Annotated in this window: 13 protein-coding genes and 1 other RNA gene; 1 reads left to right on the forward strand and 13 read right to left on the reverse strand. The window is 38.4% G+C overall.

Translation table 11 applies throughout. From position 1 onward, the window contains the following. Nucleotides 1-53: 53 nt before the first annotated feature. The 5 genes from rnpB to raiA form a co-directional block, all read right to left on the reverse strand. Nucleotides 54-400: RNase P RNA component class A (gene rnpB / locus HMPREF1040_RS07670), an RNA gene on the reverse strand. Nucleotides 401-422: 22 nt separating this feature from the next. After that, the gene (gene thiE, locus HMPREF1040_RS01430; protein ID WP_007392279.1) at nucleotides 423-1,085 is read right to left on the reverse strand and encodes a thiamine phosphate synthase; all 663 of its coding nucleotides are present in this window, start codon (nucleotides 1,083-1,085) and stop codon (nucleotides 423-425) included. Nucleotides 1,086-1,097: 12 nt separating this feature from the next. After that, a complete protein-coding gene (locus HMPREF1040_RS01435) occupies nucleotides 1,098-2,216 on the reverse strand; it encodes a Nif3-like dinuclear metal center hexameric protein (RefSeq protein WP_007392155.1) in 1,119 nt (372 codons plus the stop codon). Then, entirely contained in the window at nucleotides 2,201-2,887 is a 687-nt protein-coding gene (locus HMPREF1040_RS01440; protein ID WP_007392214.1) for a class I SAM-dependent methyltransferase, read from the reverse strand. The genes HMPREF1040_RS01435 and HMPREF1040_RS01440 overlap by 16 nt, the downstream gene beginning before the upstream one ends. A 73-nt stretch (nucleotides 2,888-2,960) precedes the next feature. Continuing rightward, the gene (gene raiA / locus HMPREF1040_RS01445; protein WP_007392166.1) at nucleotides 2,961-3,485 is read right to left on the reverse strand and encodes a ribosome hibernation-promoting factor, HPF/YfiA family; all 525 of its coding nucleotides are present in this window, start codon (nucleotides 3,483-3,485) and stop codon (nucleotides 2,961-2,963) included. A 431-nt stretch (nucleotides 3,486-3,916) separates the two neighbouring features. Between raiA and HMPREF1040_RS08025 the strand changes: the two genes are divergently transcribed. Continuing rightward, nucleotides 3,917-4,180 carry a hypothetical protein gene (locus HMPREF1040_RS08025; RefSeq protein ID WP_141557785.1) on the forward strand — a complete coding sequence of 88 codons (264 nt, stop codon included), beginning with the start codon at nucleotides 3,917-3,919 and terminating at the stop codon, nucleotides 4,178-4,180. Nucleotides 4,181-4,283: 103 nt separating this feature from the next. On the opposite strand, the gene HMPREF1040_RS01450 is transcribed toward HMPREF1040_RS08025, so the two are convergent. The 8 genes from HMPREF1040_RS01450 to HMPREF1040_RS01485 form a co-directional block, all read right to left on the reverse strand. Beyond that, nucleotides 4,284-5,471 (reverse strand): MFS transporter, encoded by a 1,188-nt coding sequence (locus tag HMPREF1040_RS01450; RefSeq protein WP_007392205.1) that lies wholly within the window; start codon nucleotides 5,469-5,471, stop codon nucleotides 4,284-4,286. A 111-nt stretch (nucleotides 5,472-5,582) separates the two neighbouring features. Beyond that, nucleotides 5,583-6,497, reverse strand: coding sequence for a LysR family transcriptional regulator (locus HMPREF1040_RS01455; RefSeq protein WP_255261325.1), 915 nt, complete (start codon nucleotides 6,495-6,497; stop codon nucleotides 5,583-5,585). Between the two features lie 112 nt (nucleotides 6,498-6,609). Then, a complete protein-coding gene (locus HMPREF1040_RS01460; protein ID WP_036257295.1) occupies nucleotides 6,610-6,927 on the reverse strand; it encodes a DUF1292 domain-containing protein in 318 nt (105 codons plus the stop codon). A 142-nt stretch (nucleotides 6,928-7,069) separates the two neighbouring features. Beyond that, a complete protein-coding gene (gene ruvX / locus HMPREF1040_RS01465) occupies nucleotides 7,070-7,483 on the reverse strand; it encodes a Holliday junction resolvase RuvX (RefSeq protein WP_007392246.1) in 414 nt (137 codons plus the stop codon). A gap of 3 nt (nucleotides 7,484-7,486) precedes the next feature. Continuing rightward, nucleotides 7,487-7,747, reverse strand: coding sequence for an IreB family regulatory phosphoprotein (locus HMPREF1040_RS01470; protein ID WP_007392239.1), 261 nt, complete (start codon nucleotides 7,745-7,747; stop codon nucleotides 7,487-7,489). A 24-nt stretch (nucleotides 7,748-7,771) separates the two neighbouring features. Beyond that, on the reverse strand, nucleotides 7,772-10,372 hold the full coding sequence (gene alaS / locus HMPREF1040_RS01475; protein WP_176604702.1) for an alanine--tRNA ligase: 2,601 nt from the start codon (nucleotides 10,370-10,372) through the stop codon (nucleotides 7,772-7,774). A 64-nt stretch (nucleotides 10,373-10,436) separates the two neighbouring features. Beyond that, the gene (locus HMPREF1040_RS01480; RefSeq protein ID WP_007392238.1) at nucleotides 10,437-11,261 is read right to left on the reverse strand and encodes an NlpC/P60 family protein; all 825 of its coding nucleotides are present in this window, start codon (nucleotides 11,259-11,261) and stop codon (nucleotides 10,437-10,439) included. A gap of 133 nt (nucleotides 11,262-11,394) precedes the next feature. Further along, the gene (locus HMPREF1040_RS01485; protein ID WP_007392156.1) at nucleotides 11,395-12,351 is read right to left on the reverse strand and encodes a glycosyltransferase family 2 protein; all 957 of its coding nucleotides are present in this window, start codon (nucleotides 12,349-12,351) and stop codon (nucleotides 11,395-11,397) included. Nucleotides 12,352-12,473: the final 122 nt, after the last annotated feature.

The following is a 12,473-nucleotide window of genomic DNA, read 5'->3' on the forward strand; positions in this document are numbered from 1 at the left end:
ATACAAGTAATAACTAAAACCTAAAAAAACCTCTCATGTGAGAGAGTTTTTTTTGTATGAGTAATCAATAAGCCGAGTTTTGTTCTGCTACTGCAGCGACAATCATCTATCTAGTCATGCCATTACTGACATGATCCAGCGACACAACCCGGAAGATCAGCGGGCCGCTTCATCTCTTCCCTATTCGGTCTTGCTCCAGATGGGGTTTACCTAGCCGGTATGTTACCATACCGCTGGTGCGCTCTTACCGCACCGTTCCACCCTTACCACATACGTGGCGGTACACATTTCTGTGGCACTATCCCTAAAGTCACCTTCGCCGGGCGTTATCCGGCATCCTGCCCTATGGAGCTCGGACTTTCCTCTGATGTATTCCACCAGCGATTGTCTTTCATACTCATTTGTTTATTGTATCTTACTTGCTAGCATTCGTCAATTTTTTCTTGCAATACCTGACGAAAAGCACCTATCTGTTCTACTATATCCGTAGCACCTACCAAGGCACTAATCATGGCAAAGGAACGAAATCCTTCCGTATATAATTGCCGTATATGTATAAGATCAATCCCACCAATTGTCACCACAGGAATAGGCAACGTCAACGCATAGGCTTTATCTACATCTGCAACAATATCATGCACATCCATTTTTGATGTTGTCTGATACATCGGTCCTAATCCTACATAATCAGCACCATCACGAACAGCCTTTTTCATTTCTGCTATCGTATGCGTTGATACACCTACCACAATATCTCGCTGTGCCAAACGTCGTACCCACGCAACCGGAGCATCATCTTGCCCAACGTGAATTGCCGGTGCTTCACAAGCTATGGCTAAATCAATAGAATCATTCATAATAAATGTCGCCCCATATTCATTACACCACTGACAAATATCGCGAGCTTCTTCATATTTTTCTTGCCAACTTTTTTCCTTTTCTCGATATTGAATAATACGTACACCTGCACCTAATAACGCTTTTGCTACTTGTCGATTCGTACGCCCTCTAGAAAAAGTTTCACCTAAAATAGCATATATGGGCTCTGTTCGGATTTGATGGACATGGTCATCATGCTTCATCATAGCATTACCTCCTTATAGCCTTTGTATCATATCCATTGCCGTCGGATCAACCACACACTGAATATGCCAACCTTGCTTTTCGTTTTCAGCTTCTATATTCTGTTTCATCCTATCGATAACAGGAAATTCCGTACCAAAATGGCCAGCATCCACCACTAATATCCCCTGTTTGATTGCTTCTTGTGCGGCATGGTATTTCATATCACCTGTGACGTATAAGGTTGCCCCAGCGGCTTTAGCCGTAGCAATAAATTCTGCACCACTACCGCCTAAAACAGCGATTGTCTGAATCTGTCGATCCATCGGTCCCGCATAGGACACATGCGTTAGATGTAATGCCTCTTTAACCCATTGTACCGCCGCCATAGAAGATAAAGGAGTTGCCAACTCACCTAAACGCCCCAATCCCAATGCAGTACGTTGCTGATATAATGGATAAATGTCATAAGCTGGTTCTTCATAAGGATGTACAGCAAGCATCGCTGTAATAACTTCGCCTAAACGCGACCCTTCAACAATAGTTTCTATCCGCTCTTCTTCGACTGTTTCCAAAACATCCCGTTTGCCAATAAAAGGATGAGTCCCTGCTAACGGTTTAAATCGCCCCTGCCCGGCTACACTAAATGAGCAATAACTATATGCACCAAGATGTCCCGCATCATGCTTGCCTAAGACTTCACGAATAGCATCACCATATCCCTTTGGCACGTATATGGCAATCTTATATAACGATTCCGACACACCTGGAATAAATGGACGCACATGCTGTAATTGCAAATGCTCGGCAAGGACATCGTTAACTCCACCCGTAGCACTATCTAAATTCGTATGTGCCGCATACACTGCAATATGATGAGAAAGTAATTTTTGATACATCCGACCATCATACGAATCGGTGCGAATAGCCTTTATTCCCTTCATAATAAGTGGATGGTGGCTAAAAATAAACGATATTCCTTCTGCAATCGCATAGTCAACCGTACCTTCCATCACATCTAACGTAACCAAAACCGAAGAAACGGGATCTCCCTGATTCCCTAGCAATAAGCCTGGGTTATCCCACTCCTCCTTTAAATAAAGAGGTGCTATCCCTTGTAAATATGTAACGATATCCCCTACGGTAGTTGCCATTTCATTGCCTCCAATTGTTCTACTTCCCATTGTAATTTACGAATTTGCTCTTCCATATTTTGTCTGCTTCGTTGAAAGCCATGCAAAATACGTTTTTTTTGCGAAATAAGTAAATATAATTTACGTTCTACCAATTTATCTTGCCGTTGCCAATTTATCGGACCTACTTCCATTTCCCCATACGATAATTTTTTCCCTTTTCCTGGACAGACTCGCATAACATCATATAAATGACCATCTTGCACTAGTATTTCATCTTCAATATGCCAATCATGTTCACTGATAAAACGCCGCACAGCTATCGCATCTCGCATAGGCTGTAATACCATAAAAGAAAATGTCTGCCATAAAGAAATCGATTTAGCTAATATATCCCGTATTAAATAACCGCCCATACCAGCTATCACGGCACCTTCTACTTCACCTTGCTGAATGCACGTAAGCCCATCCCCTAAACGGCAAGTAATGCGTTCTTCTAACTGAAATTCTCGAATATGTGCTTGAGCCGCTTGTAACGGTCCTAATCGGATATCCGCAGCAATAGCACGCGGCGTATATTGTTTTTGACACATATAAATGGGAATATACGCATGATCCGTGCCAATATCAGCAAACGTTTTTCCATGAGGAATCAATTTCGCCGTTACGAATAATCGTCCCGTTACTATCATACCTTGCACATCCTTTACCTATAATGGGGAGTATAGAAACAGGACTACCACTGGCAGTCCTGTTTCTATACCCTTAAAATTCTGGTTCAATAAGTCCATACTTTCCATGTTTTCGTTTATACACAACATTAATTTTATCCGTTTCAGCATTTAAGAATACAAAGAAATCATGTCCTACTAAGTTCATTTGTAAAATGGCTTCTTCCGTATCCATCGGGCGTGCCGCAAATTTTTTAACCCGTGCTATTTCAAATTTTTCTTCCGGTTCTACCTTACCTTCAATTAAGGAAGCATGAAAAACGCTTTCTTTCATCCGTCGTGCCAACCGAGTTTTATATTTATGGATTTGCCGAACCAATTTGTCATATGCCAAGTCAATCGAAGCATACATATCTTCATTAGCTTCAATACTACGTAACACAACGCCATCAATACGCAGTGTAATTTCTGCAATCTTGCGTTCTTTTTCGATAGACAACATCGTTTGAGATTGCACTTCATTGTCAAAGTATTTCAATAATTTTTTCTCATTTTTTAATACATACTCTTTCAAAGCTGGTGTAATCTCCAAATTTTTACCACGAACGATCATTGCCATAAGTCATCCCTTCCTTTCCTTGAAAATCAACAATCGATTTTCATTGCTTATTTATAGTATTCGATACGTCTATGCAAAATCCTTTTATCTCTTTTTATAATAATAAAAAATCTATCAATTATCCCCTTTTAATTATTGACATAAATATATTATGCTATCACACCATTCAGTATTTTTATATTTTCGTATAAACGGCTATATTTTGTACACTATAGTTATCAAAAAAGTAATCCCCAAAACCTACATCACTTGTATATTATTATAATTATCGCCCCCTTCCACCACAATTCATGAAGATTACCCATATAACATATATTGCACTATCGTTTAACACTTGTGTTTTTTTCAACGCTTACGCCCAGCGATCTATTCTAAAACACTTGTAAACTTAGCAAAAATAATATCACCTGCTATCTTTGTTCAATTGCACGATGGAATATACCATTGTTATTAACGAATATCTGAAGTCTTTTACTGAATCCGATACCTCCGGCGAAGTCGTTCCTACAAATGAGCGTACATCCGACATACGCCCAAAGAGCATAGGCGAGGCTACTAGCGGTGATCCTTCTACCGCTACATGCGATGTCGATCCGGCTGTACTAATGAGTTATTTAAAAATATTAAAAGACCATGACATCCTCACCGAAGAAGAATACAAAGATAAGGCAAAAAAAATAGTAGATCATCTCTAATAACAACTATGCCCAATACCACAAGAACAGGCAAACGTCATTCTTTTTCTTCAACGTTTGCCTGTTCTTTTCCTTATTCCATCCTATTTAATTAATTCATAAATTAACACAAGTTAGCTTGTTTACTTACTTTTCTCCCATATCCAAGGTAATAAATAACTAGACAAACTACCGCTACAACCGCTGCTACCATATATAATTGCGGTAATGTCAATATACCATGCAAAGATCCCAATACATACGGACCTACGCCAATACCTAAATCCAATGTAACAAAATAAGTTGATAAGGCGACACTAACACGATGAGGTTCCGTAATTTTAATACATACAGCCTGACCATTAGACATAAATGTACCATAACCTAGTCCAATAAATACACCCGCTAACAGTAATTGCCAAGACATAGTCGTTTTCGCCAAAATTAACAATCCCACAGCAAGACATACATAACAGGGATATAAAACATAATTTTCCCCTTTACTATCAAAAATAACGCCGCTCAATGGACGAGTAATCGTAATGACTACGGCATATACGACAAAGAAAAAAGTACCTGCTGCAACTAAGTTAATTTCTCTTGCATAGGCTGCTAAAAAAGCAACCACGCTCGAATAAGCGAAACCCATTAAAAAGCCCACAAAAGAAATTAACAATACTTTTGGTTCGACATAATTTTCTAAAGAAACTTTCTTCATTCTTTCCCGTTCTTCATCAGTCAAGTCTATCTCTTCTACCCGTAAGAACAAGTTCCCAATCATACATAGAACCAATAACACACAACAGAAACCTACAATAAAACGGAAATTAGTAATCTGCATTAACAACATACCTAAAAAGGGGCCAATAGCTGCAGCTAAGCTCGTACTTAACCCATAATAATTAATACCTTGTCCTCGTTTCGATGCAGGAATACACTGTGCAACAATCGTATTAGTCGCCGTCGATACCATTCCATAAGCCAACCCGTTTAAAAAACGTACTAATAACATAATGCTTAATGACGGCATATAAAAATATAATAACATGGTGATAAAATAAAATATCGTGCCGCCATAAAGAGTTCGTTTTCTTCCATATAATTCTATCGCTTTCCCAATTTGTAAACGTGCTAATAAGGTACCAACGATAAAAATTCCCGATGCTAATCCAGCTTGTCCCAAACTAGCATGAAGTTGATCCTTTGCCACCACGGCAATAATAACCATCAATAAATAATAAATTAAAAAGACAATAAAGTTAATCCCCGTATCTAAGAGAAAATCTTTATTCCAAAGTGATTCTTCAGACATAACTTACTTACATCTCCTTTTATTTGATACCATTGATTGTATACCTAATATTCCGCTTTGTATAACAAAAAATATATGATATCATTCATAAGAAAATGTGATAATATATGTCTATTGTTTATCATGCGAATCATATACATGATACGTTTCTTGAATGTAAGAAACAAAAAGTTGAATGGCGTTATAATTAGGATTCGTCTTTTTGTACAACAAATAACAAGGCAATGTAATCGGCGGAATTAAATCATAATATCCCCGTTCTACGCCCATAGCATGTAAAAATCGTTTTGGTAAAAGCGAGCCCATTCGATTTTGCTGACAATAATTCATAATCGCATAGGGCGTTGAAAACCACGCTTGTGTTTTTGGACGCACACTACTATATACAGAAAAATAGTGATCAATATAATCATGCATCACATACTGTGGCGAATATTGTGCCAACGGATTAGATGCAATTGTATCTGCCGTAATCGGTTCTTCCAATCCATCTAAATGAGGTGCGTAATACACTAAATCTTCATTGCAAAAAAAAGCCTTTTCATATGCACTAATATCTAATGAAGGTAATTCAAATAAGGAAATAATATCCAATTTGTCTTCACTCAACCACTGTAACATTTCCCGTGCTTCCATATTATATACACGCAACGCGGCACTATGATGATGCTTTTGAAAATACGCCAAATGTCGATTCATTTGCACATCGCCAAGGGAAAGCATCGTCCCTACCGAAAGTGTCTCAATATCTCCACTTAATGCCCGTATATCACATAAACAAGTTTCTAATTCACTCACCAAAGGCGAAATTCTTTCATAAAATAGTTCTCCATCTTTTGTTAAATGACTGCCCCGATTAGAGCGTTCAATAAGCTGTATTCCTACTAATTCTTCTAAGCGCTTCATCTGAAAACTAAATGCCGATTGCGTAATATTAGCAGCACGGGCAGCAGACGTAAAATTCTGATATTTTCCATAGGTAATAAAATTCTTTAATTGTTGTATACTCGGCAATTCTGACATCATTTACTCCTCCATGTCTTCATGTACTAATCGCAAAAAAAGACGACACCCCATCGTGCCGGCAGATATATATTCAGTAAATTAAACATATCATCATTGGACACAGACAATATATTTAGTCTACTGTTTCAAGTTCTTGTATAACTTGAAGGACACCATCAAACTCTTCGTCCGTTGGTGATACAAAAATAGTCTTACCATCTTCCTCTTCGACTCGAGCTATAATACCTTCTTCTTCTTCGGCTGCTAAAATATCTTTATCTACAGAAAAATCATCACTATCATCTGCAACGGGTACTAACATCGCAAACTCTTTACCTGCATATGTAAAATGTTCTTTTTCAAGACAATAAACTTCTGATCCATCTTCGCCAACCATGGTAACCAATTCTACTTCTATTACCTCGTTTGACTTATCTACAGTATGTTCCATCTATACTAGTATAACGAGTCATTCTCGTTATGCTCCTTTCTTATTAGTATATTTATTTTAATCGTTATTTTATCAATATGCAATAATAATTTTATAAAAAATTATTTTTTACATTTCATCTGCAAAAAGAGAACTTATGAATCTATTTTTGTGCATCTAAATAATTTTGTAAAATAAGAACAGCTGCCATCGTATCCAAAAATTGTTTCCGCTTTTCACGACGAACGCCACCTTCCATAAGTACCTGTTCAGCCATAATGGTAGTCAAGCGCTCATCCCAATACACAAACTCCATTTGGGGCATTTTTTTTTGCAAATAACGGACAAATACTTCGATAGCCTTAACATTGTCACCATCCGTTCCATTCATATGACGTGGTCTCCCTACAACGATACGTGTAACTTGTCGTTCTGTTGCTACGGCTTGTATTGCTAACCAATCTTCTTTTTCATTTTTTCGCTTAATCGTATACACGCCTTGTGCCGTAATCTGCAATGCATCACTACAAGCTACCCCAATCGTTTTAGACCCAATATCCAATCCTATAATTCTCATGCATTATAGCCCTTTCTGTTGTATATAAGATTGAATTAATTCTTCTAATAGCTCATCACGATTTAATCGACGAATGTTGCTTCGTGCATTATTATGGCTGGTAATATAGGCGGGATCGCCTGAAAGGAGATATCCTGCAATTTGATCCACTGGATTATATCCTTTTTCCACTAATGCATGATATACATCTTCCAGAATCATCGATGCCACGTTTTGTTCTTCATTTCGATTCCGTACAATCATCGTTTCATCTTTTACTGCCATACACTCACGTCCTTTCATACTGAATTATTTCAGTATATGATATATTGTTTCTTTACCTGCAGCCAGTGCCACTGCGATATTATCGGTATTTTTACCCCCAGCTTGCGCCATATCAGGACGCCCGCCACCATTACCACCAGCTTTTTGTGCTGCCACTTTAATAATATTACCTGCATGCAAACCGCGTTTTGTATCATTCTTAGCAACCTTGCATACAAAATTAACTTTACCTTCGTGAACCATACCTAAAAGAATAACACCTTGCTGCTGCTTGTCCATTAACGCATCAGCTAATTCACGTAAACTATCCATAGAATCACAATGCACCTCTGCTACTAATACAGATACATCGCCACACTGTTCCTGTTGTGCCAACAATGATTCCATATCCGATAAAGCCGCATCCTTTTTCAATTGCTGCAACTCATGTTCTTTGTCTTTTAATTCTGCTGTCAGCTGCTGTACACGTTGTACGACTCCATCTGATTGTGTTTTTAATATATGTGCCACTTCTTGCAAACATATAGCATCTTGCCGTGCCTTTTCTAAAGCTGCCTTGCCTGTAATAGCCTCAATCCGTCGTACACCTGTACCCGTTCCAGCTTCACTCACAATGCGAAAGGGACCAATAATCCCCGTAGAATGCACATGAGAACCACCACATAATTCACAACTAAAATCACCAATGGAAACCACTCGAACGACATCTCCATACTTTTCACCAAATAAAGCCATCGCACCTTTTTCTTTTGCTTCGGCTTGACTCATTTCAGCTAATGTAACTGGTATATTTTTCAAAATTTCTTCATTAACCAAGGTTTCTACTTCATATAACTCATCTGTCGTAACCGGTGAAAAATGAGTAAAATCAAACCGTAAGCGTTCCGGTGTAACTAAGGAGCCCGCTTGATTAACATGATTACCCAAGACACGCCGCAACGCTGCATGCAATAAATGCGTAGCCGTATGATTGCGTGCCAAAGCAAGATGCCGTTCCGTATCAACTGCTAAAGAAACAATTGTATCCGTCTTTAAATATCCTTCCATCACCGTTGCAATAAGATATAAAATCCCATTCGGCAACACCTTCGTATCGGTTACAACCGCACGTCCTGACGCCGTAGAAATAACGCCTGTATCGCCCATCTGTCCGCCACCTTCTGCGTGAAATGGCGTGCGATCCAAAATAATCGTTACCGTTTCACCATCATGAGCGGCTTCAACTTCCTGTCCATCTTTTCCCAACATAAGAAGGTGTGCTTCCGTAGCCGTTTCATCAAAAATCAATTCGGCTGAATTCAACGCCGTCGTATCTGGCGTTAAGACTTTTGCAACCACATCAGCACGGGCGGCTCTCGCTCTATCTTGCTGCTCTTTCATGGCTGTTGCAAACCCATCCATATCAATAGAAAAACCCTTTTCTCCAGCCATTTCTTCTGTTAATTCTACGGGGAAACCATAAGTATCATATAACTTGAAGACCGCACTTCCTGATAATGTTTTGGAATTACTTGCTTCTGCAATTAACGAATCAAGTAATTCCATGCCTTGAACCAAGGTCATACTAAATTGTTTTTCTTCCGTTTCAATTACTTTTTTAATTAACGCTTCATGTTCACGTAATTCAGGATAGCCATCAGACATAATAGTCAATACCGTATCCACTAAACTACTCAAAAATAACTGTTCAATCCCTAATAAACGTCCAAAACGTACCGCTCTACGCAACACACGTCGTAATACATACCCTCGCCCTTCATTAGAAGGTAAAATACCATCACTAATCATCATGGTAATAGCACGAAGATGATCTGCAATAACCTTCATAGCAATTTTTTGTTGAGGATCATCATAATTACCCTGACAGATATCCCGTACCTTTTCAATGATTGGGAAAATTAAATCGGTTTCAAAATTAGATTCTTTCTTTTGAATAACTGATGCCAAGCGTTCTAACCCTGCACCCGTATCAATATTTTTCTTCGCTAATGGTTTATATTCACCTTCAGCCGTACGATTAAATTGAGAAAACACCAAATTCCAAATTTCTAAATACCGATCACAATCACAACCAACTGTACAAGTATCTTTTCCACATCCCCGTTCGGGTCCTAAATCATAAAAAATTTCACTATCAGGTCCACAGGGGCCTTCGCCAATTTCCCAAAAATTATCTTTACATTTAAAAATACGATCTTTGCTTAACCCAATCATATCATGCCAATAAGAATAAGCCTCTTCGTCATCAGGATAGACCGTTACATATAATTTATCCGTATCCAATTGCAATACTTCAGTCAAAAATTCCCATGCCCAAGCAATGGCTTCTTTTTTAAAATAATCCCCAAACGAAAAATTACCCAACATTTCAAAAAAAGTATGATGTCTTGCCGTTCGTCCTACATTATCAATATCGCCCGTCCGAATACATTTTTGACTCGTCGTTACGCGATAAGACGGAGGTATTAATTTTCCCGTAAAATAAGGTTTTAAAGGAGCCATACCAGCACCAATCAATAATAAACTGGGATCATTATCGGGAATTAGAGGAAAGCTATGTAATGGCAAATGTTCCTTTCCCTTAAAAAATTCTAAATAAGCTTTACGTATTTCATTCCCTGTCATGTACTTCATGCTAACACTCCTCTATAATCTTATATTCACTCACATACACTTATATATTATTTTATTATAAGCGAATCCGCTTTGCACCAATATAACGAGTAGACCAATATTCACTTTCTAAATCATCTACGCGAATCCCACCACTCGTTGTAGCACTGATAAATTGATGTTCGCCGACATAAATACCTATATGAGATATATCATCCGCGATATATGTAGAAAAGAAAACTAAATCACCAGGAAGTAATTTTTCTTTTTCGATTTTTTCTCCCACTTGATACTGTTCATTCGCCATGCGTGGTAATTGTACCCCATTATGTGAAAAGACATAACGCGTAAATCCCGAACAATCAAAACCATCAGGCGTATTGCCTCCAAATACATAAGGAACACCCAAGTATTTATATGCCGAAGCAACTACTTTTTTTCCAAACCTATTAAGCGGGCTAGAAATATGTTCCTCTCTTAACGATTTAGCTAATATAAGCCGCGGTTTCATAAGTTTTCGCTGATCTGCTAAATCCCTTATCGATACACTATGTTTCTTCGTTCGCGGTGTTTCCTCTCTCACAAAAGTAGCATTTTTAACCTGTTCTTCTGCCAATAATGAATGCCGCTTTCCCGTCAGCAAATAATACGTCCAATTGCCTACAGTACCACTAGCCTGAAGATGTTGTTTCTGCTGAAAGTCGGCTACGGCTTTCGATGTTTCTGCAGAATACATACCGTCATCCTTGATATTATACCCCATTTTACGCAATTGGCGTTGTAACATCACCACATCACGGCCTGTGCTTCCTATTTTTAATGTCGTTGCCGCCGCACTACTACCGGCCATCGTCACCATCATACAGATCCCAACTACTGCGATTTTTCCTATATGCCACATAAAAATTCCTCTCCGTCACCAAAGGACCTACGAAACACGCCTAACTACCATCGATACTAAGCGATCTCCTCTGTACCTGTTTTCAGGATTGACTCTTTTTATGATTTCTTCCCATATCGTATACTTATTCTACTTATTCTTCTTTTTCGCCTAATTCAGCTCGTACCCAATATAAGGGTCGATTTTTCACTTCTTGGAAAATACGACCAATATATTCTCCAATGATGCCTAAAAAAATAAGTTGCAAGCCCCCAATAAGGCAAACAACAACCATACTCGTTGCCCATCCTGGAATAGCTTCTCCCGCAATCTTACAATATAGCACATGCAAAATAATTAAAATGCTGATCATGCCACTGATAAGGCCCGTGTACAAGGCTAGTCGTAAGGGTATTTTTGAATATGCCGTAATCCCGTCTAAAGCAAAATGAATCATCTTCCGAACAGAAAACTTCGATTTTCCTGCAAATCGCTTTGGTGCTACAAAGTTCACTTTTATTTGACGATACCCTATATCTCCAATCATACCACGGATAAAGCGATCATGTTCCCGGAAGAGAGAAAATGTTTCCAATACCCGCCGATCTATCAAGCGAAAATCCGAACCACCTGGCGTAATATGAACAGGTGATAAGGCATTAAGCAAAATATAATACCACTTTGATGTCAACCGTTTCAAAATCCCCACATCATCTGTAGATTCTCGTACAGTCTGCACAACATCATACCCTTCTCGCCATTTTTGTACTAAATCAGGAATCATTTCTGGCGGATGTTGCAAATCTCCATCCATCGTAATGATCGCATCTCCTCGTGCATGATCCATGCCACAAGTAATGGCTAATTGATGTCCAAAATTTCTTGCCAAAATCAATGCACGCACATGCAAATCCTGTTTAGTCAAGCGACTCAACAAAAGAGGTGTTGTATCTGATGAACCGTCATCAACGAAAATGATTTCAAAAGCCATATCTAAGGTAGCAACATTTTTTATCACTTCTGTGTAAAATTTTTCAATGTTTAATTGTTCATTATACACGGGAACCACTATGGATAACATTTTTTTTTCATTTTTCTTAAAAACATTCATTGTTCATTATACCATCCTACTATTTTTACTGTCAAAAACAGGACCTGCAACTGCCTATATACATATAAATTATATCAAAATTTAACATTTTTTTCTAGTTTTGCTCATAGAAAAAGCATCTC

This window comes from Megasphaera sp. UPII 135-E, from assembly GCF_000221545.1.
Lineage (GTDB): Bacteria > Bacillota > Negativicutes > Veillonellales > Megasphaeraceae > Megasphaera > Megasphaera hutchinsoni.